The sequence below is a fragment of the Fundidesulfovibrio sp. YSD1 genome, from assembly GCF_055397115.1.
Window position 1 is genome coordinate 3,396,570 of record NZ_AP043666.1, and the last position, 26,851, is coordinate 3,423,420.

Here is a 26,851-nt window from a genome sequence, read left to right on the forward strand (position 1 = left end):
GGAGGGAGCACGCGCCAGAACCCCGGGGCTAGCCGGGAAAAGCCAGCCCCAGCACCAGAAACTCCGGCTCCACCGCAGCCAGAGGCCAGCCACATGCCAGCCACAGTCGCCATCATCGGGCGCCCCAACGTGGGCAAGTCCACGCTTTTCAACCGCCTGCTGCGCAGGCGCAAGGCCATCACCCACGACCGCCCCGGCGTCACCCGCGACCGCCTGGAGGGCCGCGCCGTCCTCGCGGGCGTGCCCGTGAACCTGATCGACACGGGCGGGCTGACCCTGGACGACCCCCAGGGCCTGGAACTCGACGTGCTGGAGCAGGCCCGCCGCGCCGTGGAGGCCGCGCACCTGGTGCTCCTGGTGGTGGACGGCCGCGAGGGCATCACCGCCGAGGACGAGCGCGTGGCCCAGCTTCTGCGCCAGTCCGGCAAGCCGGTGCTCGTGGCCGTGAACAAGGTGGACGGCGGCGAGAAGGAGGCCCTGTACATGGCCGACTTCCACTCGCTGGGCCTGGACCTGGCCCCGGTGTCGGCCGAGCACGGCTTCGGCTTCCGCACCCTGGTGGACGACGTCATCGAGCGCCTGCCCGAGATCGAGGAGCCCGAGGACGCCCCGGAGACGGACCTCAAGTTTTCGCTGCTCGGCCGCCCCAACGCGGGCAAGAGCTCCATCATCAACGCCCTGGTGGGGGATTCGCGCCTGATCGTCAGCGACGTGGCCGGAACCACCCGGGACGCCGTGGACGTGAGCTTCGAGCAGGACGGCAAGCGCTACGTGTTCGTGGACACGGCGGGCGTGCGCCGCAAGGCCAAGATCGACGACACCCTGGAGCGCATCGCGAGCCTCACGGCCCTTGGCAGCGGCAAGCGCGCGGACGTGACCATCCTGGTGATCGACGGCCCCGGCGGCATCGCCATGCAGGACAAGCGACTCATCGCGTATCTCGACAAGGAGAAGGCCCCCTTCCTCATCGCGGTGAACAAGATCGACATGGTGGACGCCAAGGGGCTCTCCGCGCTCAAGCAGGCCATGAGCGAGGAGCTGCGCATCTGCCCGCACGTGCCCGTGCTCTACGTCTCCGCCGTCACGCGCAAGGGGCTGCGCGACATCCTGCCCACGGCCCGGGCCATCCGCACCGAGTGCCGCATCCGCGTGGGCACGGGCGAGCTGAACAGGCTTTTGCGCGAGGCCGTGGAGCGCCACCAGCCCCCCCTGGTCAAGGGCAAGCGGCCCAAGTTCTACTACCTCACCCAGACCGACACCGTGCCCGCCACGTTCGTCTTTTTCGTCAACGACCCCGAGCGCATCAAGTCGAGCTACGCGCGCTTTTTGGAGAACCAGCTTAGAAAGCTCTTCGGCATCCGCCACGCGCCCGTGAAGCTCCTCTTCAGAGGCTCGCGCCAGAAATCGGACGGCTAAGTCCGGCCCCTCTCTCGTTTCGCCAAGGCCCGTTCGAGCGGGCCTTTCGCGTTTCGGGAACCTCGGCTTCCCTTCAGGGGCCGGGCCGGGTGGTGATCCTCCAGGAGACCAGGGCGGCCGCAAGCGCGCTGGCGCCGAAGATCAGGAAGCAGACCCTGAGCGCCCCGAGGGCCTCGGCCCCGGCGTTCGCCGCGTGCTGCGCGCCCAGGGCCAGCGCGAGCACCAGCCCCGTGACCGAGAGCGACATGCACATGCCGAGCCCGCGCATGGTGGACATGAACCCGGAGGCCATGCCCTTGTGGGAGGGGTCGGCGCTGGACATGATCGCGTTGAAGTTGGGCGAGACGAAGAGCGAGAACCCGAAGCCCAAAAGCACCTGGAGCCCGGCCACGCGCTGAACCCCGTCCGCGCCAGTGGCCTCCCCGGCGGCCAGGGCCAGCAGGCCCGCGCCCAGGAGCGCCAGGCCCGCGGCGCTGACCTTGGCCGGGGCGATCACGTCCGAGAGCCGCCCGGCCAGCGGCGAGGCCAGGGCCTGCACCGTGGGCTGGATGAGCAGCAGGTATCCGGCCGCCTCGGGGCTGAGCCCCATGACGCTCTGCAACAGGAGGCTCAGGAGGAAGCTCGTGGAGAAGGCCGCCGCGTAGCCCAGCACCGAGGCCAGGTTCGCCAGGGCGAAGGGCCGGTTGGAGCGGATGTAGCGCGTGTCCACCAGCGGGCTCGGGGCCTTTTCCTGGGCGAGGACGAAGACCCTGAGAAGCCATGCCGACCCGGCGGCCAGCAGGAAGCCCCAGAGCGAGGGCTGAACGGAGATGCCCAGCACCAGCCCCAACATGGCCGGAATGAAGAGCGCGGCGTCGCGGTACTGGAGCCCCTCGCGCGTCTGCGGCTCGTCGTCGTAGCTGCGCCTGATGAGCGCGAGCGCGGCCACACCGGCCGCGGCCGACACGAAGAAGATCACCCGCCAGGACATCCACGCGGTGAGCGCGCCGCCCACCAGGGGCCCGAGCGCCAGCCCCGCGAAGATGAAGGTCAGGTTGAAGCCGATGGCCTGGCCCGTGCGCTCCTGGGGCACGATGGAAACCAGGATCGCGCCGCTCACGCCGAAGGTCATGGCGTCGCCCAGGCCCTGAAGCGCACGTGCGGCCATGAGCGTGGCCGGGCCATCGGCCAGCGCGGCCGTGAGCGAGCTCAGGGTGAAGAGCACGCTCCCGGCCATGAACAGGCCCTTGCGGCCGATGAAGTCGGATGCGCGGCCCACGGGCAGCATGAACGCCGTGGAGAACAGCAGGTGGACCATCATCACCATGGCCATCTCGCGCGCGGAAAAGCCGAACTCGCGCCCGATGGTCGGCATGGCCACCGAGAGGGCCCCGTAGATGAACGGAGTCAGGAAGGAGGCCAGGCCCACGGCGAACTGGGCGGCCAGCGAGCGCCGGTCGGCGGCGTCCATGAAAGGCTCCCCTGATAAGGCGTAAACAAGGCAAGAGCGGGGCGCTGCCCCGCGCCTTGCCGCGCTCTTCGCTCAGGAAACCGCGCTTCCCGGCGTCACCTGTGCGGACGGGGCCAGGAGCTCGAGGCCGCCTTCGCGCTTCACCGCGAGGATCATCCCCTGCGACTCCACGCCGCGCAGCTTGCGGGGCTTGAGGTTGGCCACGACCACCACCTGCCTGCCCACCAGGTCCTCCGGCTTCCAGAACTCGGCGATGCCGGCCACCACCTGCCTGGGCTCGCCGTCTCCGGCGTCCAGCTTCACGAGCAGGAGCTTGTCCGCCTTGGGCACCGGCTCGGCGGAGACGACCGTGGCCACGCGCAGGTCGATCTTCTGGAAGTCCTCGAAGTCGATGGGCTCCTTGGGGCCTTGCGGAGCGGGGGCGGCAGGGGCCTGGGCCTCTTTCTTGGCCTTGGCCTTGGGCGCGGGCTCGGCCGCCGGGGCGGGCGCGGGGGGCTCCACGCGCGGGAAGAGGTTGGAGGCCTTGGCCACCACGGTTCCGGCCGAGAGGCCTCCCCAGGTCTCGGCCTCGGCGGGCAGGTTCAGGGTGGCCGGGTCCTGGGTCTGGCCCAATTGCGCGAGCATGGCCGAGGCCGCCTCGGGCATCACGGGCCACAGGTGCGCGGCCACCTTGCGCATGCATTCGAGCACCGAATACATCACCGTGGCCAGGCGCGAGCCGTTGTTCTCCTTGTGGAGGCTCCAGGGGGCCTGGGTGTCGATGTACTTGTTGAGCCCGCGCACCAGCTCCCACAGGGCGTCCAGGGCCTTGGCGGTCTGGAAGCGCCCGAAGAGGCGTTGGTAGTTGAGGCAGGCCTCGCGGGCCATGAGCTGCAGCTCCTCCTCGTCCGGGCCGCCGAGCCCGGCCTGGGGGATGCTCCCGCCGAAGTACTTGTGGGTCATGGCCAGGGAGCGGCTGAAGAGGTTGCCCAGGTCGTTGGCCAGGTCGGAGTTGAACCGGCCGCAGAAGGACTCCTCGGAGAAGGAGGAGTCGTAGCCGAAGGTCATCTCGCGCAGCAGGAAATAGCGGAAGCCCGAGAGCCCGTACTTGTCCTTGAGCGAGAGCGGCTCCACCACGTTGCCCAGGGACTTGGACATCTTGGTGTCCTTCACCAGCCAGTAGCCGTGCACGTTCAGGTGCTGGAAGGGCTCGAGCCCCATGGCCTTGAGCATGGTGGGCCAGAACACGGCGTGGGGCTTGAGAATATCCTTGGCGATCAGGTGGTTGGCGCCGGGCCAGAAGTCGCGCATCTTCTGGTCGTCGGGCCAGCCCAGGGCCGTCAGATAGTTGAGCAGGGCGTCGAACCAGACGTAGGCCACGTAATCGGTGTCGAAGGGCAGCTCCACGCCCCAGTCCAGGCGGGACTTGGGCCGGGAGATGCAGAGGTCTTCGAGTTCGCCCGACTCGAGCAGGGCCACCACCTCGGCGCGGTACTGCTCGGGGCGGATGAACTCGGGGTTGGCCTTGATGTGCTCGAGCAGCCAGGCCTGGTATTTCTTCATGCGGAAGAAGTAGTTCTTCTCCGCGATGTACTCGGGCTTGGTCTTGTGGTCCGGGCAGAGGCCGTCCACGAGTTCCTTTTCGGTGTAGAAGCGTTCGCAGCCGAAGCAGTAGTGTCCGCCGTACTCGCCGAAGTAGATGTCCCCGGAGTCGTACACCTGTTGCAGGGCCTTCTGCACCAGGCGCTTGTGCTCGGGGTCCGTGGTGCGGATGAACTGGTTGTTGCTGATGTCCAGTTCCGGCCAGAGCGCCTTGAAGATCCCGCTGATCTCGTCGCAATACTCCTGCGGAGACTTGCCCGCGGCCTGGGCCGCCTTGACGATCTTGTCGCCGTGTTCGTCGGTGCCGGTGAGGAAGTGGACCTCGCGGCCCATGAGCCGGTTGAACCGGGCCATGGCGTCGGCCAGGATGGTGGTGTGCGCGTGCCCCAGGTGCGGGCGCGCGTTGACGTAGTAGATGGGCGTGGTGATGTAGAAGCGCTCCACGGTCATTCTCCGGAATCGTTCGTTGGGGCCGGGCCGCCTTCGGGCCGGCGGGGCTTGGGTTTTCTCTTGCGCTTGCGCTTTGGCCGGTTCTGGCCGGAGCCGTCGGGCTGGCCTTCGGCCACCACCTCGCCGTCGTCGCCGTCGGTGGAGGGCTCGTCGGATTCGGGGGCCGCCTGCTGTGGCTGGCTTTGATGGCGCGGCCTGCCGCCCTGCTGGGGCTGCTGCTGCGGGGGCACGTAGGGCGTCGGCGTCTCGCCGGCGATGGCGCGCCATTCGTCCAGGGTCAGCTCCTTCTCCTCTCCGGTGTCCGTGAAGACCGACAGCGTCTCGCGGAACAGGTTGGAGCGCAGCACCTTCATGGGGCCCTGGCTGGTCATGAACTTCTTGCCGATCTTGGGGCAGCGGCGTTGGAACTCCTCGTAGGCTCCCTGCTCGTAGGCCAGGCAGCACAGAAGCCTGCCGCACATGCCGGAGATCTTGGAGGGGTTCAGGAAAAGGTTCTGCTCCTTGGCCATCTTGATGGTCACGGGCTGGAACTTGCGGATGAAGCGCGCGCAGCAGCACATCTGGCCGCAGTTGCCGATGGCGCCCAGCATCTGGGTCTCGTGGCGCACGCCGATCTGGCGCAGTTCGATGCGCGTGCGGTAGGCCTTGACCAAGTCCTTCACCAGTTCGCGGAAGTCGATGCGCCCCGGGGCCGTGAAGTAGAAGACCATCTTGGAGCGGTCCTGGAGGATCTCCACGTCCACGAGCTTCATGTCCAGATTGCGGTCGTTGATGCACTTGCGGCAGTGGCGGATGGCGTCCCTGGCGAGCAGGCGATTCTCGGCGTGCTGCGCCATGTCGTCCAGGGTGGCCGTGCGCAGGACGGGCTTGATCTCGGCGGGGTCCATGTCCGAGGGCGGGGCGTCCAGGACGCTTGCCACGCGGGCCATGGCCGTGCCCTGGTCGGTCTTGACCAGGACGTACTGCCCCGGCTCTACCTGGTGGGACGCGGCGTCGAAATAGTATATCTGGCCGTTTTCCCGGAACCTCAGTCCCAGAGTGGTGCTCATTGTCGTATCCGAAGAGCCCGGAAGCCGGGCGGTTGATGATGTCGTAAACAAGCCATTCTAGCCTAAGCCGCCCGGAACTTCAAATGCTTAGGGACGCGGAAGGGCCGGAAGAGGAGGGCCTCATCGGCTGCGCGGCGGACGAGCGCCCCCGTGAAATCGACACGCGGAAATTTAAAGAAATAAATTCAGGTGATTCGAGGTGCTACCGGGTTTGTTCAAAAAAATCCGCGAGCCGTGTTGACAACACGGTGGCAGGCGCGTAAATACCGCCTTCCGCGACGGGGGGCAACTTCTGAAGCGCTGAACGGGTCATTAGCTCAATTGGTAGAGCAGCGGACTCTTAATCCGTTGGTTGTAGGTTCGAGTCCTACATGGCCCACCAGAAATGATAAGAGGTTACGACTCAGGTCGTAACCTCTTTTTCTTTGTCCATTGCCGTGATCCTCCAGCGTTTGTCTATTGTCCCTTTTCGTCTTCTTTCCCGGATATCGGTTGCTCAATGCCGTGCGGTCGTGGCCGGCTCGATTCTGTTGTGTAAATAATCACAACATCTTTCGTTTGTTTCATACATGTTTTAGTATGGTTGTTTTGTTAATTATTGATGATGTATAGTGATTTTTTTATGCATGATTTTTGCATGATTTGACGGCAAATTGCATGGAAAGGAGGTGTTAGATGAGAAGGTCAATATGTGCACTTCTTTTTTCTGTGTTGGTTTTTCTGTGTGCTGGGATTTCAAATGCCAGTCTTGTTAGCGTCGGAGGTGGGGTTTATTATTCGGAGGCCACGAATTTGTTGTGGTATTCGCACGTGCCTGCTGATATTATGTACTCACGGAATTACTATGTGCCGACACCGTACGAATTCGGCGCTTACGTGTGGGCCAGGGATTTGTCCGTTGTAGTCGATGGAGTGGCTCTCAGTGACTGGAGGCTGCCAGTGGTCGACGCCACTCCGGTTGGTGGGAGCTTTCTGTTTGACGGAGAGATAGAAAAAATGCTCGCGGAGATAGGGGGAGGTGCGAACGTCAACTCGTATTTCCCCGGGGTTTATTACGATGTGTGGCCTGATATCTTGTGGACTCAAACCCAGGTTTCGGCAACGAACCCCAATGTGTGGGCATATCCGATGTACTCCCTTGGCACATATATGGAAGCTTTCTCCGGGTATGGAAACCAGGCCTACATGACGGCCCTGGCTGTCCACTCGCCAGACGGCTTCGCTCCGCCGGTCTCCACCACTCCCGAACCTTCTTCCATGCTTCTCGTGGGCTTGGGAGCCGCTGGGGCTGCTTATGTGCGCCGCAGGAGGATGTCCAAGCAGGAGTAGGCCGAGGCGCCGAATTCGGACAATCCGGAAGCCGGAGGGGAGGCCCTCCGGTTTTTTTTGTGGCCAAACCCAGGTGGCGGCCTTCGGCTGCCATGGCGTGAGGGGCTATCCTATTTGTAAGTATATGTCTTTTTGGACAGTACTTGCCCGCTTCGCCTGCATGGTTCATGACCACGGTGAAAACACCCATCCCACGAGGAGCCCCCATGAAAGCCATCGCCGTCAACGCAAGCCCGCGCAAGACCTGGAACACCGCGACCCTGTTGCAGCACGCCCTGGACGGCGCGGCCTCCGAGGGCGCGCAGACCGAACTCGTCCACCTCTACGACCTGGACTTCAAGGGCTGCATAAGCTGCTTCGCCTGCAAGAAGATCGGCGGCAAGAGCTACGGCCGCTGCGCGGTGAAGGACGACCTCAAGCCGCTGCTCGAACGCATCGCCGAGGCCGACGTGCTCATCCTCGGCACGCCCGTGTACTTCGGCGGCGAGACCGGAGAGCTGCGCTCGCTGCTGGAGCGCCTGCTCTTCCCCTACGTGACCTACACGCCGGACTACTCCGTGATCTTCCCCGGCAAGCTGCGCGCTGCGCTGGTCTACACCATGAACATTCCGGAGAAGGACATCCCGGCCTTCGGCTACGAGCGGCTCCTGTCGGGCGCGCGTGGCGTGATGAGCCGCGTCTTCGGCGGCTGCGAGCTTCTGGTCTGCACGGACACCTGCCAGTTCGAAGACTACTCGAAGTACCTCTCCACCAGGTGGGACGCGGCGGCCAAGGCCAGGCGGCGCGAGGAGGTCTTCCCCCAGGACTGCGCCAAGGCCCGGGAGATGGGGGCGAAGCTCGCGCGCGAAGCCGCCGCGTAGTGTCGCGTCCGCGGGATTCATTTATGCGAATGGGAGTCCTAACAGGCCAAAACAATTTATTTAAATCTTGAAAAACATATTCATGTTTTTCAAGGTCGCGACAGTGGCGCCCTGCGGCCTTCACAGGCCGCGCTGCATGAAAAAGGCCGGCCCTCGCGGATGCGCATCCGCGAGGGCCGGCCTTTCCCTGCGTTTTGCCGGGCTGGAGGCGCGCGGCCTCTAGGCCGCCCCCTCCGGGGGCGAGGAAAAGCGCTCCATGATGGCCACGAACTCGTGCCTGTGGTCCAGGAAGACCTTGAGCACGCGCGGGTCGAAGTGCTCGCCGCCGCTTTGTTCCATGATCTCCACTGAGCGTTCCACGCTGAAGGCCTTCTTGTAGGGCCTGCTGCTGGTCAGGGCGTCGAAGACGTCGGCCACGGCGCAGATGCGCCCCAGCAGGGGGATCTCCTCGCTTTTCAGGCCCAGGGGGTAGCCCGAGCCGTCCCAGCGCTCGTGGTGGGAGAGGGCGATGACCCGCGCGGTCTGGATCAGCTCGGACGTGGCCGATTCGAGAATGCGCGCGCCGTAGATGGTGTGGCGGCGCATGATCTCCCATTCGTCCGCGTCGAGCTTGCCGGGCTTGAAGAGTATCGAGTCCGGGATGCCGATCTTGCCCACGTCGTGCATGGGGCTCGCCTGCCGGACCAGTTCCACGTCCGTCTCCGGCAGACCGAGCCTCGTGGCCAGGAGCGCGCAGTACTCGCTCATGCGGTTCAAGTGGCTGGAGGTCATCTCGTCCTTGAACTCGGCGGCCGAGGCCAGGCAGAGGATGGTCTCCATGTTGGCTTTGCGCGTGCACTGCTGCTGCTCGGTCAGGTGCTCCACGGCCCGGCTCAGGTCCTCGGTGCGCCTGCGCACCTGCTCCTCCAGGTTGGCCTGGTGGAAGCGCGCCAGGTTGGAGGCGTCCCACATGCGAAGGAGCGAGCGCATCCTGATCTGGAGCTCGGCCGCGTCCACGGGCTTGACGATGAAGTCGTTGGCCCCGGCGTCGCAGGCCTTGGCGCGCTCCTCCACGTCGGAGAGCGACGTGACCACGATGATGGGCAAATCCTGGTGCTGGTCTATGGCCCTGATACTGGCCACGAGGTCCAGGCCGTTGGCGTCGGGCAGCAGCACGTCCACGAGCAGCAGGTCGAACCCGCCGGGCAGGAGCTCCAGCGCCTGGGCGCCGCTGGCGGCGACCGTGGCGTCGTGGCCGAGCGCGGTCACGGTCTTTTCGAGCACCATGCGGTAGGCGGGGTCGTCCTCCACGATCATGACCTTGCGCCGGGCAGGAACGGCCTCGGGCTGGCGGCCTTCCTCGGCCTCTCCCGGACGGGGGGAAGCGGCGGACAGCCCCGCCGGGGCGGGGAGGCGCTGGGCCGCGCGCCGGGCCTGGATTCCCTCCAGCACGCCCGCCATGGCGTCCAGGTCGAAGGGCTTGGCGAGGTACCCGGTCATGCCCGCCTCCAGGCAGCTCTCCCGGATGCCCGCCAGGGCGTGGGCGGTCAGGGCGACCACGGGCACGTTGCGGTTGAGCTCCCCGGCCTGGCCCGCGCGCAGGGCCTGGGTGGCTTCCAGGCCGTCCAGTTCGGGCATTTCCAGGTCCATGAGCACCACGTCGAAGTCGTCGCGGGCGAGCATGGCCAGGGCCTCCAGGCCGTCTCGCGCGGTCACGGTGAAATGGCCGAGCCTGCGCAAGAAGCTCGTGGCAACCTTGGCGTTGGTGGAGTCGTCCTCGGCCAGCAGCACGCGCAAGGGGGCGACGCCCGTCCTCGGCAAGGCTTCGCTCCCCCTGGCCGGGTCGTAGACGCGCAGGGGGTCGCCCGGGGCGAAGCAGACGGTGAAGAAGAACGCGCTGCCCCGGCCTTCCTCGCTCTCCACCCAGAGCTCTCCGCCCATCATCTCCACCAGCCTGCGGCAGATGGAGAGCCCGAGCCCCGTGCCCTGGCGGCGCTTGCCGGGCCTGCGGTCGCCCTGGCGGAAGGGCTCGAAGACGTGGGGGAGCTTGGCCGTGGGGATGCCCACGCCCGTGTCGCGCACGCAGAAGAGCACCGGCACGCCGTCGTGCCTGGCCACGCGCCGCTCCATGTCGGGCGGCAGGGGCTCGGCGCTCACGGTGATGGACCCGGTTTCCGTGAACTTGATCGCGTTGCCCACCAGGTTGACCAGTATCTGCCGCACGCGCCCCGGGTCGCCCTTGACGTGGCGCGGCACGCCACGGCCGATGGAGACGTCGAGCTCCAGGCCCTTGGCCTGGGACTGCACGCGCATGGTCTTGATGGTGGTGCTCACGGCGCGCGGCAGGCAGAAGTCCACGTTTTCGAGGTCCATGGCCTGGGCCTCGATCTTGGAGATGTCCAGGATGTCGTTGATGAGCCCCAAAAGCGAGCGCGCGCTCATGAGCACGTTCTCCAGGTAGTCGCGCTGCTCCTGCCTGAGGCGCGTCTGGAGGGTGATCTGGGTCAGGCCGATGACGGAGTTCATGGGCGTGCGGATCTCGTGGCTCATGAGCGCCAGGAAGTCGCTCTTGGAGCGGCTGGCCTCCTCGGCCTGCTCCTTGGAGCGGCGCAGGTTGTCCTCGAGCACCTTCTGGCGGGTGACGTCCGTGACGAAGGTCTCGAAGGAGGTCACCGCGCCCGTCTCGTCGCGCACGCAGCGCGTGTTCAAGGACAGCCACAGCCTCGATCCGTCGCGCTTGCGCGCCTCGATCACGAAGCCCACGGCCTCGTCCGCCTGGTCGAGCACGGCCAGCAGCTCGCCCCTGCGGCGCGGGTCGACGTAGGCGTCGGTGGCCAGGTTCTGCACGCGCTGCCGGGCCTCTTCGATGGAGGAGAAGCCGAGCATGGCCGCCATGGCCGGGTTGGCCTCGATGACGCGCCCGTCGGGCGTGGAGGAGACGATGCCCTGCACGGAGCGCTCGAAGAGCCCGCGATAGCGCGCCTCGGCCTTGCTCAGGCGTTCCATGGCGCTTTGCAGCGACTCGGCCATGGTGTCGAAGGCCGAGGCCACCCGAGAGAGCTCGTCGTGCCCGCCGGAAACGCCGATGCGGAAGGCGAGGTCTCCGTCGGAGAGGCGTCTGGCCGCATCGCTCAACCGGCGGGCCGGGCTCAGGATGAACCGCTTGGCGAAGGCGGACGTGGCCAGCAGGATGAGCAGCCCCACCCCGGCCAGGAGGGCCATGTTGCGCACCATGTCCGTCCAGACCCTGGCATAGGCCTCGGAGGCGGGGATGCCGATGCGCACGAAGAACTCGTTGCCCGGCTCGGAGATGAGCGGGGCCAGGGCGTAGAGCCGGAGCTGGCCGTCGATGCCGTCGGCCTCCACGGTGTCCACGCCCTTCTCCAAAAGCGCCGGGAGCACGGAGTCGGCGCGGGGGATTGATTTTTCGAACCAGTCGCCGCCTTCGGGGTAGCGGGTGAGGAACGTGCCCGCCCTGTCCACGATGGAGACGGTGGCCCCGGCGGGCAGGGGCAGCGATTCCGCCAGGGACTTGATCCAGGCCATGTCCAGGGTCACGGCGGTCACGGCGGCCAGGGCGTCGCCGCTCGTCACCGGATAGGCCAGCACCATGCACTCGCGCCCCGTGACCCGGGTGACCACGGGCTCGCCCACGGTGAAGGCCTGCCGGTCCAGCACGCGCTTGAACCATATCCGGTCCGAGACGCTTATGCCGCGCCCGTTTTCGAGGGCGCTGGCGAAGATGCGTCCCTGGCCGTCCACGGCCATGATGTTCTCGAATTCCGGATTGCCGGTGAGCACCTGGGTGAAAAAGGTGCTGCTGGTCCGGCCGTCCTTCTGCTTCACCGCCGGGGACTGGGCCATGGTCAAAAGCACCCTGCGTCCGCTTTCGATGAGGGTCCTGCCGTTGCTGGAGATGAGCAGGGCCACGCGCCGGGCCTGCTCGAAGGCCTCCACGCGGGCCAGGCGATGACCTTCGCGGCTCATGTAAAGGATCAGGAAGAGACCAGGGAGAACTGCCAGTACGACGAGAAAAGCCAGCCGAACCCTCAGGCTGAAAAAGCGTGAAGTCTTCAATGGCGTGCTCCATCCAGCGCAATGCGAAATGCGGACATGGCCCCACCCATAATCCGGTAAATACAGATTCTTTGGAGGAGGCGATAATGTCAAGCGATAAGAGGAGCTACGTCGGAAAATAATCCCTGGTCGCGCTTTCCCGACGTGGCCGGGAAAGGAAAAAACAGAGGAAAAGAGTCTGAAAAGATCGGACTGGATTCGCCCGCGAGACGTCAACCCGCTGTTATTGCCCGGGTTGCGTTCCGGGCCTTGCCTCATGAAACGCTACTGGACGAGCCTGGCTGCCCAGGCGGCCGCATCCAGCACGGGCATGGGGGCGACTCCCAGGGCGAGCATGAGAAGCGCCGAGAGCACGGCCGCGATCATGCCCCCCGCGCCGGGGGACACAACGGCCGCCGGTTCTCCCTTTGGCTTGGCGTAGAGCGCGGCCAGCACCCTGAGCACATAGTAGACACTGGCCACTGCCGACACCACGGCGATGAGCGAGAGCCAGAAGTACCCGCCCGAGAGCGCGGCCTTGAACACCACCAGCTTGCTCATGAAGCCCACTGTGGGCGGAAGCCCGGCCAGGGTGAAGAGCGCCACGGCCAGGGCCGCGCCAAGGGCCGGATTGGCCCGCCCGGCCCCGCGAAGCGATTCCACGAGGTCCGCGTCGTCCTCCAGGGGCGAGAGGAGCCCAAGGCAGCCGAACACCGCCACGTCCATGATCCCGAGCGCCGCGGCCGCGAACATGGCCGGGGCGGGCCCGGCCGCGTCCACGGCCAGGAGCGCCAGGACCATGAAGCCCACGTGGGTCACCGAGGAGTAGGCCAGCATGCGTTTGGCGCGCTCCTGGGTCAGCGCGCCGAGCGTCCCGCCGAGCACCGAGAGCGCGGTGAGCGTCCAGAGCGCGGGCTCCATGGCCTTCCAAGCGGGCGCGCCGGTCATGGCCAGGCGCAGAAGCGCCGCGAACACGGCCACCTTGGCCCCGCCGGAGAGGAACGCGGCCACTGGCGCGGGCGCGCCCTGGTAGACGTCGGGCGTCCAGAGGTGCAGGGGCGCGAGCGAGAGCTTGAAGCCGAGGCCGATGATCACGAAGGCCAGGCCCAAAAGCGCCACGGGGTCGGTGCCCGAGGCCGTCAGGCTTTCCTCGATGCCGATCCTGCCCGAGGCCGCGTAGAGGAAGGCCGCGCCCAAAAAGACCATGGCGCTGGCCACGGCCCCGAGCACGAAATACTTCACCGCCGCTTCGAGCGGCCTCTCCATGCCGCGTCTGGAGGCGATGAGCACGTAGAGCGAGAGCGAGAGGATCTCCAGGGCCACGCAGAACATGACCCAGTCGCGCGAGACGGCCAGGAGCACCATGCCCAGCGCCCCGAGCAGCACCAGGGCGTGGAATTCGTCGCGCTCGAAGCCCCTGCGCCTGGCGTACTCGCCGGAGAAGAGCACGGTGACGAAGGTCAGGGCGCAGAGGAGGAAGCTGAAGAAGCGGGCGTATCCTCCGGAGTCCACCAGCGGATGCGCGGGGTCCGGAACCAGGCAAAGCGAGGCCAGGCAGGCCGCGCCCGAGGCGGCCAGAGCGAGGCCCCTGAAGAGCCGGGGCCAGCCCGGGCGCAAAGCCCCGAAGGTGAAGACGAGAAGAGCCCCGGCGCACAGGACGATCATGGGGAGGTAGGTGGCGATCTGGAAGTTCATGGTCTTTCCCTCAGGCCGTGAGCGCCTTGAGCGGTATGCGGATGACGTCCAGCACGGCCCAGGGCGCGACGCCCAGAACCACCACGCAGGCGGCCAGCGGGGCCAGGATCAGGGCCTCGCGCACGCTCAGGTCCGGGTAGTCCCGGCCCGTGGCGCTCTGGCCGAAGATGGTGCGCTGCGTGAGCCGCAGCACGTAGGCCAGCGTGAGCACGAGCCCCAAAAAGGCGATGGACGCCTGGGCCGGGGCGGTCTTGAACGAGCCGAGCAGAATGAGCATCTCGCTGGCGAAGTTGCCGAGCCCCGGCAGGCCCGCCGAGGCCATGGCGAAGAGCAGGAAGAACCCGCTGAACACCGGCATGGTGCGCCACAGGCCGCCGAAGCGGGCCAGCTCGCGCGTGCCCGCGCGCTCGCCCAGCATGCCGACCATGATGAAGAGCGCGCCCGTGGTCAGGGCGTGGTTGAGCATGAGCAGCACCGCGCCCTCGAGCGCGGCGTCGCGCCACACGGCCAGCCCCAGCACCACGAGCCCCATGTGCCCCACGGACGAGTAGGCCACGAGCCGCTTGGCGTCTGTCTGGGCGAAGGCCACCCAGGAGGAGTACACGAGCCCGCCCGCGCCCAGCCCGGCGAGCGTCCACCAGTATTCGGCCGCCGCCTGCGGGAAGAGCGCGATGCCCCAGCGGGCCAGGGCGTAGGAGCCGGTCTTCAGGAGCACCCCGGCCAGCAGCAGGCTTCCGGCCGTGGGGGCCTGGGTGTGGGCGTCGGGCAGCCAGGTGTGCAGGGGCACGATGGGGGTCTTGATGGCGAAGGCCAGCACGAAGGCGGCCAGCAGCCAGGCCTGCGCGCCCGGGCCCACTGGCGAGGCCGTGAGCGCGGCCAGCGAGAAGGTGTAGACGTCCGTGGCCATGCCGTGGGCCACGTAGAGCCACACCGCGCCGAGGAGCATCACCAGCCCGCCCGCGATGGAATAGAGGAAGAACTTGAACGCGGCGCGGCGCTTGTCCTCGTGGCCCCACACGCCGATGAGGAAGAACATGGGCACCAGCTGCGCCTCCCAGAACACCAGGAAGAGGAGCATGTCCCGGGCCAGGAACACGCCCATGGCCGTGGTGGCCACGCTGAACACGAGCGCGTGGTACACGCCCACGAGCCTGCCGATCTCCTTCCAGGAGACCAGCACGGCCAGCACCGTGAGAAACGAGGTCATGAGCGCCAGAAGTCCGCTCACGCCGTCCATCTCCAGGGTGTAACGCGCGCCCAGGGCGGGAATCCAGGCGAAGTCCTCGCGCAACAGCGGCAGCCTGGTCATGGCGGCGGCCGTCACCGCGAGGTGGACGAGCGCGGCCGCCAGGGAGAAGCGCCTGCACGCCTCCGGGCGCGAGCCCAGGGCCAGCGCGCCCAGGGCGAAGGCCATGGGCAGGAAGGTTATGGCCGTGAGCACGGGGAAATCGTTCATGCCGTGGTCTCCTCGAAAGTGGCGGACAGGCGGAACATCAGCGCATCCCCCCGGCCAGGACGGCAACCAGCAGGGCCAGCCCGGCCACGAGCATGGTCAGGTAGAGGGTCAGCCTGCCCGTGGCGAAGGGCCGCACGCGAAGCGACATCCAGGCGAACATCCGGCCCGAGCCCATGGCCGAGCCGTCGATCAGCCCGTTGTCCACGCCCTGCCAGAGCGCGCCGGAGAGCGCCTGGAAGGGCCTGACGAAGAGCGCGGAGTAGAGGCAGTCCAGGCCGAAGCCGGAGCGCAGCCTGCCGAGCGCCGCGTCCTCGCGCTCCGAGAGCGCTTGCGGGGCGGGACGCCTTTTTGGGGCGTAGAGCGCCCAGGCCAGGGCGAAGCCCGCCAGGCCCGCGCCCACGTCGATCACCTCGGCCAGGGAGCCGTGCCCGTTTCCGTGGCCCGGTGGGCTCACCCCGGGCAGCCCGGCCAGCAGCGAGTCCAAAAGCCCGGCCCCCGGCAGGTTGAGCGCGCCGGCGCACAAGGCCAGCAGGGCCAACGGCCAGAGCACGCGGTACATGCCCGTTGGCAGGGTGGCGGGCTCGTGGTGCATGGGTTTCACTGGCAGGCCGCCGAAGGCCAGGAGCACCATCCTGAAGGTGTAGAAGGCCGTGAGCACCGCGCCAAGGGCGGCCATGTAGAAGAGCGCCTGGTGGACGGCCCCGGGCTGGGCCATCACGGCCTCCAGCACGCGGCCCTTGCTGAAGAACCCGGCCGTGGGCGGGATGGAGGCCAGGCCCAAGGCCCCCACCAGGAAGAGCCAGAAGATCTCGGGGGTTGCCCTGCGCAGGAAGGAACCCATGTTGAGCACGTCCTGCTCCTCGTGCAGCACCTGGATTACGCAGCCCGCTCCCAGGAACAGCAGCGACTTGAAGAACGCATGGCAGAGCAGGTGGAACATGGACCCGCTCACGTCGCCCACGCCCAGCGCCAGGAGCATGTAGCCCACCTGGCTGATGGTGGACCAGGCCAGGATGCGCTTGATGTCGCGCTGACCCATGGCCGCGAGGCACCCCCACAGGGCCGTGAGCCCGCCCACCACGGCCACGGCGAGCATGGCCTCGGGCGAGGCCGCGTAGACCGGGAACAGGCGCATGACGAGGTACACCCCGGCCGTGACCATGGTGGCCGCGTGGATGAGCGCGGACACGGGCGTGGGCCCGGCCATGGCGTCGGGCAGCCAGACCAGCAGGGGCAACTGGGCGGACTTGCCCGTGGCCGCGAAGAGAAAGAGCAGGCCGAGCGTAAGCGCGGTTCCGGCAGCCAGCTGCGGGGCCAGGGAGCCGATCTCGCTGATGGAGAGCGTTCCGGCCTGCGAGGCCAGCACGGCCATGGCGGCGACGAAGGCCACGTCGCCGATGCGCGTCATGATGAAGGCCTTCTGCCCGGCGAGCCCCCTGAACTCCTCGTGGTACCAGTGGCCGATGAGCGCGAAGGAGCAGAAGCCCACGCCCTCCCAGCCCAGGAAGAGGAACAGCAGGTTGTCCGCCAGCACGATCACCAGCATGCTGAACACGAAGAGGTTCATGTAGCAGAAGAAGCGCACGTAGCCTTCCTCGCCGCGCATGTAGAAGGCAGAGTGCACGTGGATGACGAAGGACACGAACGTGACCATGAGCGCCATGATCAGCGCGAGGGGGTCGAGGAGAACGTCCAGCGAGGCGTGCACCTCGCCCGAGGAGAACCATCCCGCCAGCGTGAGCACCTCGCGCCCGCCCGGGAAGGTGGTCCAGGCGGCGAGGGCCGCCAGAAACGAGCCCAGGATGGACGCGCAGGCCAATACCTCGCAGGTGCGCCTGGGCAGGGCTCTGCCCGCGATTGCCAGGGTCAGCCCGCCGCAGAGCGGGAAGGCGAGCATGAGGAAGGCGAGCGTCTTCACTGCGTCACCCCCTCATGCCGGTGAAGCGGTCGGCGTTCAGCGTGCCCGCGTGCTTGCGGGCGTACACGAAGAGCGCGAGCCCCACCGCGGCCTCGGCCGCGCCCAGGGCCATGATGAAGAGCGCGAAGGCCTGGCCCTCCAGGGCCTGCCACTTGAGCGACGCGCCCACCAGGGCCACGCCGCAGGCGTTCAGCATCACCTCCACGCCGAGGAGGATCATGATCAGGTTCTTCCTGGCCAGGGCGCAGGCAGCGCCCATGGCGAAGAGGACGAGCGCCAGGGCCAGGACGTGCTCGAGTGGCGCTGTCATGGCCTGCCCTCCCCGTTTTCGCCGGTCTTGCGCTCGCGCACCAGGAGCATGGCCCCGGCCAGGGCCACGAAGAAAAGTACGGACACGGCCTCCACCGCGGGCCAGTAGTTGGTGTAGACGAACGTGCCCAGCTCCCTGGCCGAGGCCTTGGCCATGGCCATGGGGGCCGCCATCCCGGGGGACGCGGCCAGGAGCGCCAGGCCGCAGCCGAAGGTGGCCAGGGCCAAAAGCCCGGGCAGCACCCAGCGCCCCAGGCCCGGCTCCTGCGGGCGGGGCTCCTCGCGCCCGAGCAGCATGATGATGAAGAGGAAGAGCACCATCACGGCTCCGGCCGGGATGATGATCTGGAGCACGGCGGGCAGCGGCGCGCCAAGAAGCGCGAAGAGCACCGCCGTGGCGAAGAAGGACACCACCAGGTAGACCACCGCGTGCACGGGCTGGCGGCGCGTGACGGCGAGCCCGGTGGACAGGGCGATCACCCCGGCCAGAACGTAGAAGATCAATTGGGTCGCGCTCATTGGGCGGCTCCATCCAGCCTGTTGACGGTCCTCACGGGAAGTTGCTCCTGGGGTTCACGGGGGCGTCCTCGTCCGGGTGCGATCCGGGCTCGCGGTTAACGGCCACGCCCGCGTGCCTGTAGAAGTCGTAGTCCGGGTCCTTGCCGCCGTGGCCGACCAGCAGGTCGTGCTTCTCGTGGACGAGCTTCAGGGGGTCGTCCACGCTCATCTCGAAGTCCGGGGTGAGCTGGATGGCCAGGGTGGGGCAGGCCTCCTCGCACAGGCCGCAGAAGATGCAGCGCCCGAAGTTGATCCGGAACCACTCGGCGTAGCGCCTGCCGTCCTCGCGCACGGCGGACTGCATGGAGATGCAGCTCACCGGGCAGGCCCCGGAGCAGAGCTGGCAGGCCACGCAGCGCTCCTCGCCGTCCGGGCTCCGGGTGAGCACGATGCGCCCCCTGGCGCGGGCGGGCAGGGGCCTTTTGTACTCCGGATACTCTTCGGTGATGGGCCTGCGGAAGAGGTGCTTGAGCGTCACCCAGAAGGGCTCCGCGATGCCGAGCGTCCCCCTGGCGGCCTTGACCACGATGTTGTCCCGGTCCTGCATGGCTTATCCCTTGAGGAGCATCACCGCTCCGGTGGCCACGATGTTCACGAGCGCCAGGGGCGCGAGCCAGACCCAGCACAGGCGCATGAGCTGGTCCGGGCGGAGCCTGGGCAGGGTGTTGCGCGTCCAGATGAAGAAGACCGGGATGACGGCGGTCTTGAGCATCAGCCAGACGATGGGCGGCAGCCACGGCCCGTGCCAGCCGCCCAAAAAGAACACGGCGGCTAGCAGGCCCAGGAAGATCATGTTCACGTACTCGCCCAGGAAGAACAGGGCGAAGCGCATGCCGCTGTATTCCATGTGGTAGCCCGCCTGGAGCTCGTTCTCGGCCTCGGCCAGGTCGAAGGGCGTGCGCTTTATCTCGGCCAGGGCGCTTATGAGGAAGAGCGCGAAGGCCACGGGCTGGTAGACGACGAAGGGCACGTCCGCCTGGGCGCCCACGATGTCGGTCAGGCTCATGGACCCGGCCAGCATGACCACGGGCACCAGGGTCAGGCCCATGGGCAGCTCGTAGCTGATCATCTGGCCCACGCCGCGCACCGCGCCGAGCACGCCGTACTTGCTGTTGGAGGCCCAGCCGCCAAGCGCCATGGCGTAGACGCCCACGGAGGAGAGGGCCAGCACGTAAAGAACGCCCACATCCAGGTCGGCTATGACCATGGGCACCTTCTGGCCCATGACGGTCAGGTCCTCCCCGAAGGGCACCACGGCGAAGGCCAAAAGCGTTGCCAGGGGCAGCACCGCCGGGACCACGAAGAAGAGGATGCGGTCCGCGCCCGTGGGCACCAGGTCTTCCTTGAGCAGGGCCTTCACGCCGTCGGCCACGGGCTGGAGAAGCCCGAAGGGGCCCACGCGGTTGGGGCCGAAGCGCTGCTGGAGCCTGCCCAAAAGCTTGCGCTCCACCAGCACCAGGTACGCCGCGCCCAGCATGGCCACGGCCACCACGAGCAGTATCTTCACCAGAAGCACGGCGAAACCGGCGAGCCACAGCGTCATGAGCGTTCCTCCCCGGCCTTTGCCCCGCCCGCGTGCCCATGCTCATGTTCATGCTTGCCCAGGAGCCCAAGCTCCACGATGTACCCGTGGGCCACGGCGTGCCGCCAGCCGCTGTCGTGCCGCCTGGGCAGCACCACGGTTCCCCTGGCCATGTTGTCCTCCAGGCGCAGGTGGCAGGTCACTTCCCCGATGGGGCAGGCCATGAACACGTAGTCCTCGTCGCGCAACTCGATGGTCCCGGCGTCCAGGGTATTGAGCACCACCTGGGGCACCGGGGCCAGGCTCTTGAGGATGGTCCCGTAGCTGGAGAGCTCCTCGGTGCCGAAGGCCTGCTCGGTGATGATGAGGTCCGCCTCGATGTCCGGCGGGATGGCCGAGGGCCTGGCGGACAGAGGGTCCGCGGGCTGCTGGCCGAGCGGGAGGAGCGCGCCCTCCGGGGCCTCGGGGTCGAGGCCCGCCAGCCGGGGCAGGGCGGCCACGGCCGCCTCCCAGGGCCGGGCAGGCCAGCAGGCCGCGCAGCCCAGGTGCCCGGCCAGTCCGGAAAGCACTTCCCAGGCGGGCAGGGGGTCGCTGCCCGGGGCATGGGGGCTGTAGGTCCTGGGCGGGTCGCCCCCGGAGAGGGTCCGGGAGACGGGTTCGCCGCAGGCGTGCACGGGCCGGGCGCGCTGTGCGCGGCCCTCGTTGTTCACGAAGGTGCCTCCGGCCTCGAAAACGGTCTGGGCGGGCAGGAAGATGCCGGCCTGCCAACTGGTGGCCGAGGGCAGGTAGTCGATGCCGAGGAGCAACTCCAGCCCGCCGAGCCTGGAGTCGATGTGCGCGTGGTCCGCGAAGCGCGACACCGGGTCGGACTCCACGCACACCAGGGCCTTGACGCGCCCGGCGTCGATGCCTTCCAGCACGTCGTCGAAGCTCACGAGCGGGTCCTGGTTGAAGAGCGCGGCCCCGAAGGCGTTGGCCCCGGCCAGCACCGGGAAGAACCCGGCCCGGCCCCGGCGCGCCTTGAGGAGTTCGGCCGCCCCGGCCGCCAGGGCCGGGGTGCTCAGGCGCACGATGTCCGAGCCGCAGACCACCACGGGGTAGGAGCTTCCGGCGAGCCTGAGCGCGAAATCCTCCCAGCCGGGGGCGGCGGCCGATTCGGGCATCTCGGCGCCGAGGGCTTGGAGGAAGTCCTTTTCGCCCGGGCCCGGGTCCGGGAAGGCCTTGTTCAGGATGGCTCCGAGCGCGGCCTCCATGTCGTGGCGGCGCGCCGGGACGTGCAGGAAATCGAGCGGCAGCTGCACGGGCCTGGGGTCGATCACGGCCACGGCCGCGCCCTTGCGCGCTGCCTGACGGATGGCCAGGGCGGCCATGGGCGCTTCGGACAGCGGGGCCGTGCCCACCACCAGGATGCAGTCCGAACCGGACAGCCCGGCCTGGGACACGCGCAGGTCCTCGCTCAACCCCGCCACGGCCGAGAGCATGTTCTTCTTGCGGTGCGAGCCCGTGGTGTACTCGGGCTCGGGCCAACCGCAGGCTTTGGCCAAAAGCTTGAGCGCCCCCTGGCTCTCCAGGGACTGGCGCGAGGAGCCCAGGCACGCCACGGCGTCCGGCCCGTGGGCGGCCACCACGGCCTTGAGCCTGGCGGCGGCCTCGGCCATGGCCTCCTGCACGGGCGTTTCGCGGCCGTCCACGCGGGCCGAGCGCGGCCTGTCCGGCAGGCTCGCGTACTCGTAGCCGTGGCGGCCCCGGTCGCAGATGAAGTGGCCGTTGACCTCGGGGTTGTGGCGCGCGTCCACCTTGATCACCGCGCGGTAGCGCGCGGCCGGGGTGACGTTGCAGCCCAGGCTGCACGACAGGCACACCGAGGGCGCGCGCTCCAGGTCCCAGTGGCGGGCCTTGTGGCGCGAGGGTTTGTCCGTGAACACGCCCGTGGGGCAGATCTCGGTGAGGTTGCCCGCGAAGGGGCTCTCCAGGGGGCCGGGGATGCTCCGGCCGTAGACCACGTCGCCGGAGATGCGCATGGGGCCGAAGTCGCGCCCGCCCGCGAACTCCTTGTAGTAGCGCGCGCAGCGGTAGCAGTGGATGCAGCGGTTCATCTCCTGGGCCACGAGCGGCCCCAGGTCCTGGTTGCGGTAGGTGCGCTTTTTCCCCTGGAAGCGGCGCACGCCGTGCCCGCAGGAAATCGTGGTGTCCTGGAGCAGGCAGTGCCCGCCCTCGTCGCATACCGGGCAGTCGTGCGGGTGGTGGAGCATGAGCAGCTCCGCCACGTGCCGCCTGAACTCGACGGCCTCCGGGTGGCCCGTGTCCACCACCATGGCGTCGCGGGCCTTGACCATGCAGCTCATCTGCAAGCCCTTCACCGGCCCGTCCGTGAACATCACCGCGCACATCCGGCAAGACCCGGCCGGCCCCAGCGCCGGATGGAAGCAGAAACGCGGGATCATGATCCCCACTTCCTCGGCGGCCTCGATGACCGTGGTCCCCTCGGGGACCGTGACGCGAAGTCCGTCTATGATCAGATCGGGCATGAGATGATCCGCCTGGGTTTGGGCCTGGGCCGGGCGACGGCGAAGCCCGCTTCGGGCGCCCCGGGCCAGTCGGTTACCACGGCCGACCTGTCCCCGCGCCAGGGCAGGGGATCGGGCGCGCCGAAGGGGCACTTGCCGCCCTCCACGTGGGCCATGACCTCGTCCATGAACTGATCGAGCAGGCTCAGGATCGGCGCGGCCGCTCCGGGCGCGAAGGCGCAGTTGGCGTACTCCATGGCCTCGGCCGTGCTCTTGAGCCAGGCCACGTCCTCCCTGGTGCCGCGGCCCGACTCGATGCGGCCCATGAGGTCGAGCACCAGGGGCAGTCCGTCGCGGCAGGGGGTGCACCAGCCGCAGGACTCGCGCGCGAAGTAGTGCATCATGTTCAGCGTGGCCGCCGTGAGGCAGGTCTCGCTGCCGTAGACGATCACCGCGCCCGTGCCCAGGCGCAGCCCGTGGGCGCGAAGCGAGTCGAAGTCCATGGGCGTGTCCAGGTACTTCGCGCCCATGAACGCCGTGGAGGTTCCGCCCGGCTGGGCCGCCTTGAACGTGATCCCCGGGGGCATCCCGCCCGCGTGCTCGAACACGATCTCGCGCAGCGTCGCGCCCGAGGGCAGCTCGAAGCAGCCCGGGGCGGCCACCATGCCGCTCACCGGGAAGAGCTTGGTGCCGTCGCCCGTGGGCGTGGCCGCCAGGGACTTGAACCAGGCCGTGCCGTTCCGCACGATGCCCGGCACGTGGGCCAGGGTCTCCACGTTGTTGACGATGGTGGGCTTCTCCCACACGCCGCGCACGGCCGAGCGGTAGCCCGTCTCGATGGGGTTGGGCCGCACGCCCATGACCGCGCGGATCTGCGCCCCGGACTCGCCGCAGATGTAGCGCCCGCCGGAGCGGTGCACCACGATGTCGAAGCTGAAGCCCGAGCCCAGGATGTTTTCGCCCAGAAGCCCGGCCGCGCGGGCTTCCTCCAGTTCCATGGAGAGAAGCTCGGCCTCCAGTTCGTAGGAGGGGCGGATGAAGATGATGCCCTTGTCCCCGCCCACGGCGTAGGCCGCCAGGATCATGCCCTCGATCAAGAGGTGCGGGTCGGCGTTGATGATGATCCGGTCCTTGAAGGTGCCGGGCTCCATCTCGTCGGCGTTGCACTGCACGTAGCGCGGGTGCGGGCCGTCCTTGGGCACGCCGCCCCACTTGCGCCCCGTGGGGAAGCCCGCCCCGCCCCGGCCGCGCAGGCCCGCATCGAGTATCTCCTTGATGACCTCTTCCGGGGCCATGGAGGAGAGCGCCTTCTGAAGTCCGGCGTAGCCGCCTTCCTCGCGGTACTCGTCCAGGTGGACGTAGCGCTTGCGGTGGCGGTTCTTGAAAAGCACGAGTTCAGCCATGGCTCACCTGCACACCACGATCTCCTCGCCGTGCTCACGCAGGCGGGCGAGGATCTCGTCGATCTTTTCGTTGGTGAGATTGCCGTAATACTTGCCGTTGACGAGCATGCCCGGGGCGTTCTGGCAGTCGCCGATGCAGGCCGTGGGCAGGATGGAGAACATGCCGTCCGCCGTGGTCTGGCCCAGGGCGATGCCGAGGACGTCCTGGAGGTGGCGGAACACGCCCTCGGCGCGGTGCATCCAGCAGACCACCCCGTCGCAGACGTGGATCACGTAGCGGCCCACGGGCTCGCGGTAGAAGAAGTCGTAGAAGGTGGCCAGTTCGTCCACCTCCATGGGGGTCATGTTAAGCCGCCGGGCGGCCTCCTCCACGGCCGCCTCGCAGAGGTAACCGTAGTGGTTCTGCAGCGCGTAGAGAACGTCCACGGCCATCTCCCTGGGGTGGTCCGTGTGGGCGATCATCTCGCGCAGGGTCTGGTCCAGTTCGTCCGGAAGCATGGGCGGCGTGTCTCCTTACCTGTCGATGTCCGGCAGGATGTAGTCGAGCGAGGCCAGGGTGGCCACCAGGTCCGGGATGGTGTGGCCGGGCACGAAGTGCCGCACGGCCTGCACGTTGGCGTAGCCCGGGGAGCGGATGTGCAGCCGGTAGGGCGAGGAGAGCCCGTCCGAGACCACGTAGTAGCCCTGCTCGCCGCGCGGGGCCTCGGTGGCGTGGTAGGCCTCGCCCCTGGGCACCGTGGGGCCGCGCGTGGTGTTCACGAAGTGGTGGATCAGGCTCTCGATGTCTTTGAGCGTGCGCGCCTTGTCCGGCACGCAGTAGCGGAAGTCCTGGCAGACGTGGGGGCCCGGGGGCATGTCGCGCACGGCCTGCTCGATGATGCGCAGGCTCTGGCGCATCTCCTCCATGCGCACGGTGTAGCGGTCGTGGCAGTCGCCGCGCGTTCCCGTGGGCACGTCGAAGTCGAAGGTTTCGTAGGGGCCGTAGGGGATCTTCTTGCGCAGGTCCCAGTCCACGCCGCAGGCGCGCAGGTTGGCCCCGGTGACGCCCCATTCCATGGCGTCCTCGCGCGAGAGCGGGGCCACGCCCCTGGTGCGGGCCTCGAAGATGGGGTTTCGCCGGAAAAGCGCCTCGTACTCCTTGATGCGCGCCGGGAACACCTTGATGAAGTGCTCCACCTTCTCCAGCCAGCCCTCGGGCAGGTCCTGGGCCACGCCGCCGATCCTGAACCAGGAGGGGTGCAGCCTGCCGCCGGTGATGGTCTCGATGATGTCCAGGACCATCTCGCGCTCGCGGAAGCTGTAGAAGATGGCGCTCATCTGGCCCAGGTCCTGGACCATGGTGCCGTAGAAGAGCAGGTGGTTCGAGAGCCTGAAGAACTCGCAGAGCATCACCCGGATGTACCAGGCCCTGTCCGGCACGCGAATCCCCGCCAGCTTCTCCACGGCCGTGACGTAGGAGAGGTTGTTGGCCACGCCCGAGAGGTAGTCCACGCGGTCGGTGTAGGGGATGAACTGGTGCCAGCTTTGATGTTCGGCGATCTTCTCCACGCCACGGTGGTGGTAGCCGATCTCGATGTCCATCTTGCGGATGGTCTCGCCGTGCAGGGCCAGCACGTAGCGCATCACGCCGTGGGTGCCGTAGTGGTGCGGCCCGAAGTTGAGGAGCATCTCCTCCTCGTCCAGGGGATGGCCGAGTATCTGGGCCGCGTCCACGGGCTCCAGGCCGGGCAGGTCGCCCGGGGTGAAGGGCGGCATCTGGGTCGAGCGGCGCACGTGGGACTTGCGCAGCGGGTGCCCCGGCCAATTGGGCGGCAGGATCAGGGGCCGGGTATCGTCCAGGCCCGCAAAGCCCACGCCGAACATCTCGCGCACCTCGCGCTCGTACCACTGGGCGCTGGGCCACACGCCGGTGACGCTGTCGGCCTGGGGCTCGCTTCCTTCGAGCGGAACTTTAACTCTCAGGCGGGAGGCGTCGCGGAAGCTGAGCAGCGTGTAGACCAGGTGGAAATCCGGGTAGCCCTGTTTCGCCTGCCTGGCGGACTCGTCGATGGCGGTCAGGTCCTCCAGGCGCTTGAAGGGCGAGCGGGGCTTGTTTTTCAGGTACGCCAGCAGCTCCCGGGCCTTTTCCCGGGGCACGCGCAGGGTGGGCATGTCCGAGGCGGGCTCCACGGACTCGACCTCGGGGCCGAAGCGCTCCCTGAGGTCCTCCGCCAGGGTGCGCTCCTTTTGCGAGATCTCGATGCGCGCGGCGGGCGGGGTCCACATCAGGCGCGAGCGGTTTCCCGCGAAATCCGGGGGCGTGGCCGCCGCGCCGCGCACGGCGCTTCCGGAGAAGCCGGGCCCGCGCGTGTCCATGGTCTTGCTCACGCCCTCCACGAGGTGGTCGGTCCTGCCGCCCTGGTGGCCGCCGCGCAGGCCCAGGATGGGGCGCAGGGGGCGCTCGGTCTTGATCTTCTTCTGCAGTTCCATGAGCCCGTGCAGAAGCGCCTCGGGCCTGGGCGGGCAGCCCGGGACGTAGACGTCCACGGGCAGGATCTGGTCCACGCCCTGGACCACCGAGTACACGTCGTACATGCCGCCCGTGTTGGAGCACGAGCCCATGGAGATAACCCAGCGGGGCTCGGCCATCTGCTCGTAGAGCCTGAGCACCACGGGCGCGACTTTCTTGAATATCGTGCCCGAGACGATGAGCACGTCCGACTGGCGCGGCGAGCCCCGGAACACCTCGGAGCCGAAGCGGGCGATGTCGTAGCGCGAGGTGAAGGCCGTGGCCTCCTCCACGAAGCAGCAGGAGAGGCCGAAGAAGAAGGGCCACAGGCTGTTGGCCCGGCACCAGTCCACGGCCAGCTCCACCGTGTTGGGCGAGCCGTGCGCCCCGGGATGCGCCGTCATTTCGAGGCCCCGCCCCATTGGAGCCCTCCCTTGAGCCAGAGGTACCAGAGGCTAAGAAGCAGGACGCCGATGAACACCGAGATGCCCGCGAGCCCCGCCCAGGTCAGCTTCTCGAAGGAGACCGCCCACGTGTAGATGAAGGCCGTCTCCACGTCGAAGACCAGGAAGGCCATGGCCACCAGCGCGAACGGGGCGGGATAGCGGAAGGCGGGCTCGGGCGTGGGGATCACGCCGCACTCGTAGGGGCGCTCCTTTTCCGTGCCGCGCCTGGGCGGGTTGACCAGGCGCGTGAGGATCAGGAGCACGACCATGATCGCCCCCGTGACCAGGGCGAAGACCGTGAGTGCCAGCCCGCCCGGCTCCCACGGGGAGAGGGCGGCTGAGGTAGCGGCGTCGATGGGCGTCATGCTGTTCATTCCTT

The 26,851-nt window shown here is 67.9% G+C and carries 19 protein-coding genes and 1 tRNA gene; 4 read left to right on the plus strand and 16 right to left on the minus strand.

The window, feature by feature from the left end:
- Nucleotides 1–93: 93 nt before the first annotated feature.
- On the plus strand, nucleotides 94–1,416 hold the full coding sequence (gene der / locus ACZ5V4_RS15825; RefSeq protein ID WP_464315837.1) for a ribosome biogenesis GTPase Der: 1,323 nt from the start codon (nucleotides 94–96) through the stop codon (nucleotides 1,414–1,416).
- A gap of 73 nt (nucleotides 1,417–1,489) precedes the next feature.
- Here the strand turns inward: der and ACZ5V4_RS15830 are convergent, their stop codons facing one another.
- The 3 genes from ACZ5V4_RS15830 to ACZ5V4_RS15840 form a co-directional block, all read right to left on the minus strand.
- Nucleotides 1,490–2,866 carry an MFS transporter gene (locus tag ACZ5V4_RS15830; RefSeq protein WP_464315838.1) on the minus strand — a complete coding sequence of 459 codons (1,377 nt, stop codon included), beginning with the start codon at nucleotides 2,864–2,866 and terminating at the stop codon, nucleotides 1,490–1,492.
- A gap of 72 nt (nucleotides 2,867–2,938) precedes the next feature.
- A complete protein-coding gene (gene metG, locus ACZ5V4_RS15835) occupies nucleotides 2,939–4,891 on the minus strand; it encodes a methionine--tRNA ligase (protein WP_464317842.1) in 1,953 nt (650 codons plus the stop codon).
- Between the two features lie 2 nt (nucleotides 4,892–4,893).
- Nucleotides 4,894–5,946: a PSP1 domain-containing protein gene (locus ACZ5V4_RS15840; RefSeq protein ID WP_464315839.1), complete on the minus strand. Its 1,053-nt coding sequence runs from the start codon at nucleotides 5,944–5,946 to the stop codon at nucleotides 4,894–4,896.
- 306 nt (nucleotides 5,947–6,252) lie between these two features.
- Here ACZ5V4_RS15840 and ACZ5V4_RS15845 point away from each other — a divergent pair.
- From ACZ5V4_RS15845 to ACZ5V4_RS15855, 3 genes are all read left to right on the plus strand, one after another.
- Nucleotides 6,253–6,328: transfer RNA gene (locus ACZ5V4_RS15845), tRNA-Lys, on the plus strand.
- 293 nt (nucleotides 6,329–6,621) lie between these two features.
- Entirely contained in the window at nucleotides 6,622–7,275 is a 654-nt protein-coding gene (locus ACZ5V4_RS15850; protein ID WP_464315840.1) for a PEP-CTERM sorting domain-containing protein, read from the plus strand.
- Between the two features lie 206 nt (nucleotides 7,276–7,481).
- Nucleotides 7,482–8,135, plus strand: coding sequence for a flavodoxin family protein (locus ACZ5V4_RS15855; protein WP_464315841.1), 654 nt, complete (start codon nucleotides 7,482–7,484; stop codon nucleotides 8,133–8,135).
- 219 nt (nucleotides 8,136–8,354) lie between these two features.
- On the opposite strand, the gene ACZ5V4_RS15860 is transcribed toward ACZ5V4_RS15855, so the two are convergent.
- The 13 genes from ACZ5V4_RS15860 to ACZ5V4_RS15920 all read right to left on the minus strand — a co-directional run bounded on the left by ACZ5V4_RS15860 (nucleotide 8,355) and on the right by ACZ5V4_RS15920 (nucleotide 26,837).
- Complete coding sequence (locus ACZ5V4_RS15860) at nucleotides 8,355–12,101, minus strand: response regulator (RefSeq protein WP_464315842.1); 3,747 nt, start codon at nucleotides 12,099–12,101, stop codon at nucleotides 8,355–8,357.
- A 354-nt stretch (nucleotides 12,102–12,455) separates the two neighbouring features.
- Entirely contained in the window at nucleotides 12,456–13,865 is a 1,410-nt protein-coding gene (locus ACZ5V4_RS15865; protein ID WP_464315843.1) for an NADH-quinone oxidoreductase subunit N, read from the minus strand.
- Nucleotides 13,866–13,875: 10 nt separating this feature from the next.
- Complete coding sequence (locus tag ACZ5V4_RS15870) at nucleotides 13,876–15,321, minus strand: complex I subunit 4 family protein (protein WP_464315844.1); 1,446 nt, start codon at nucleotides 15,319–15,321, stop codon at nucleotides 13,876–13,878.
- Nucleotides 15,322–15,358: 37 nt separating this feature from the next.
- Nucleotides 15,359–17,239 carry an NADH-quinone oxidoreductase subunit L gene (gene nuoL / locus ACZ5V4_RS15875; RefSeq protein ID WP_464315845.1) on the minus strand — a complete coding sequence of 627 codons (1,881 nt, stop codon included), beginning with the start codon at nucleotides 17,237–17,239 and terminating at the stop codon, nucleotides 15,359–15,361.
- A 4-nt stretch (nucleotides 17,240–17,243) separates the two neighbouring features.
- Nucleotides 17,244–17,549, minus strand: coding sequence for an NADH-quinone oxidoreductase subunit NuoK (nuoK, locus tag ACZ5V4_RS15880; RefSeq protein WP_464315846.1), 306 nt, complete (start codon nucleotides 17,547–17,549; stop codon nucleotides 17,244–17,246).
- Complete coding sequence (locus tag ACZ5V4_RS15885; RefSeq protein WP_464315847.1) at nucleotides 17,546–18,067, minus strand: NADH-quinone oxidoreductase subunit J family protein; 522 nt, start codon at nucleotides 18,065–18,067, stop codon at nucleotides 17,546–17,548. Before ACZ5V4_RS15885 ends, nuoK begins: the two co-directional genes overlap by 4 nt.
- 31 nt (nucleotides 18,068–18,098) lie before the next feature.
- On the minus strand, nucleotides 18,099–18,653 hold the full coding sequence (nuoI, locus tag ACZ5V4_RS15890) for an NADH-quinone oxidoreductase subunit NuoI (RefSeq protein ID WP_464315848.1): 555 nt from the start codon (nucleotides 18,651–18,653) through the stop codon (nucleotides 18,099–18,101).
- A 3-nt stretch (nucleotides 18,654–18,656) separates the two neighbouring features.
- The gene (gene nuoH / locus ACZ5V4_RS15895; protein WP_464315849.1) at nucleotides 18,657–19,649 is read right to left on the minus strand and encodes an NADH-quinone oxidoreductase subunit NuoH; all 993 of its coding nucleotides are present in this window, start codon (nucleotides 19,647–19,649) and stop codon (nucleotides 18,657–18,659) included.
- On the minus strand, nucleotides 19,646–22,156 hold the full coding sequence (locus ACZ5V4_RS15900; RefSeq protein WP_464315850.1) for a molybdopterin-dependent oxidoreductase: 2,511 nt from the start codon (nucleotides 22,154–22,156) through the stop codon (nucleotides 19,646–19,648). The genes nuoH and ACZ5V4_RS15900 overlap by 4 nt, the downstream gene beginning before the upstream one ends.
- Nucleotides 22,144–23,538 (minus strand): complex I 51 kDa subunit family protein, encoded by a 1,395-nt coding sequence (locus ACZ5V4_RS15905; protein WP_464315851.1) that lies wholly within the window; start codon nucleotides 23,536–23,538, stop codon nucleotides 22,144–22,146. The genes ACZ5V4_RS15900 and ACZ5V4_RS15905 overlap by 13 nt, the downstream gene beginning before the upstream one ends.
- Before the next feature lie 3 nt (nucleotides 23,539–23,541).
- Nucleotides 23,542–24,036, minus strand: coding sequence for an NADH-quinone oxidoreductase subunit NuoE (gene nuoE, locus ACZ5V4_RS15910; RefSeq protein ID WP_464315852.1), 495 nt, complete (start codon nucleotides 24,034–24,036; stop codon nucleotides 23,542–23,544).
- Between the two features lie 15 nt (nucleotides 24,037–24,051).
- Nucleotides 24,052–26,430 (minus strand): NADH-quinone oxidoreductase subunit B/C/D, encoded by a 2,379-nt coding sequence (locus ACZ5V4_RS15915; RefSeq protein ID WP_464315853.1) that lies wholly within the window; start codon nucleotides 26,428–26,430, stop codon nucleotides 24,052–24,054.
- Nucleotides 26,427–26,837, minus strand: a complete 411-nt coding sequence (locus ACZ5V4_RS15920; protein WP_464315854.1) for an NADH-quinone oxidoreductase subunit A — start codon at nucleotides 26,835–26,837, stop codon at nucleotides 26,427–26,429. The genes ACZ5V4_RS15915 and ACZ5V4_RS15920 overlap by 4 nt, the downstream gene beginning before the upstream one ends.
- Nucleotides 26,838–26,851: the final 14 nt, after the last annotated feature.

Excerpts from the sequence above, each read along its gene's own strand:
- der (WP_464315837.1), top strand. The coding sequence starts at position 94 with ATGCCAGCCACAGTCGCCATCATCGGGCGCCCCAACGTGGGCAAGTCC.
- ACZ5V4_RS15830 (WP_464315838.1), bottom strand. The coding sequence starts at position 2,866 with ATGGACGCCGCCGACCGGCGCTCGCTGGCCGCCCAGTTCGCCGTGGGC.
- ACZ5V4_RS15840 (WP_464315839.1), bottom strand. The coding sequence starts at position 5,946 with ATGAGCACCACTCTGGGACTGAGGTTCCGGGAAAACGGCCAGATATAC.
- ACZ5V4_RS15850 (WP_464315840.1), top strand. The coding sequence starts at position 6,622 with ATGAGAAGGTCAATATGTGCACTTCTTTTTTCTGTGTTGGTTTTTCTG.
- ACZ5V4_RS15855 (WP_464315841.1), top strand. The coding sequence starts at position 7,482 with ATGAAAGCCATCGCCGTCAACGCAAGCCCGCGCAAGACCTGGAACACC.
- ACZ5V4_RS15860 (WP_464315842.1), bottom strand. The coding sequence starts at position 12,101 with ATGAGCCGCGAAGGTCATCGCCTGGCCCGCGTGGAGGCCTTCGAGCAG.
- ACZ5V4_RS15865 (WP_464315843.1), bottom strand. The coding sequence starts at position 13,865 with ATGAACTTCCAGATCGCCACCTACCTCCCCATGATCGTCCTGTGCGCC.
- ACZ5V4_RS15870 (WP_464315844.1), bottom strand. The coding sequence starts at position 15,321 with ATGAACGATTTCCCCGTGCTCACGGCCATAACCTTCCTGCCCATGGCC.
- nuoK (WP_464315846.1), bottom strand. The coding sequence starts at position 17,549 with ATGACAGCGCCACTCGAGCACGTCCTGGCCCTGGCGCTCGTCCTCTTC.
- ACZ5V4_RS15885 (WP_464315847.1), bottom strand. The coding sequence starts at position 18,067 with ATGAGCGCGACCCAATTGATCTTCTACGTTCTGGCCGGGGTGATCGCC.
- nuoI (WP_464315848.1), bottom strand. The coding sequence starts at position 18,653 with ATGCAGGACCGGGACAACATCGTGGTCAAGGCCGCCAGGGGGACGCTC.
- nuoH (WP_464315849.1), bottom strand. The coding sequence starts at position 19,649 with ATGACGCTGTGGCTCGCCGGTTTCGCCGTGCTTCTGGTGAAGATACTG.
- ACZ5V4_RS15900 (WP_464315850.1), bottom strand. The coding sequence starts at position 22,156 with ATGCCCGATCTGATCATAGACGGACTTCGCGTCACGGTCCCCGAGGGG.
- ACZ5V4_RS15905 (WP_464315851.1), bottom strand. The coding sequence starts at position 23,538 with ATGGCTGAACTCGTGCTTTTCAAGAACCGCCACCGCAAGCGCTACGTC.
- nuoE (WP_464315852.1), bottom strand. The coding sequence starts at position 24,036 with ATGCTTCCGGACGAACTGGACCAGACCCTGCGCGAGATGATCGCCCAC.
- ACZ5V4_RS15915 (WP_464315853.1), bottom strand. The coding sequence starts at position 26,430 with ATGACGGCGCATCCCGGGGCGCACGGCTCGCCCAACACGGTGGAGCTG.
- ACZ5V4_RS15920 (WP_464315854.1), bottom strand. The coding sequence starts at position 26,837 with ATGACGCCCATCGACGCCGCTACCTCAGCCGCCCTCTCCCCGTGGGAG.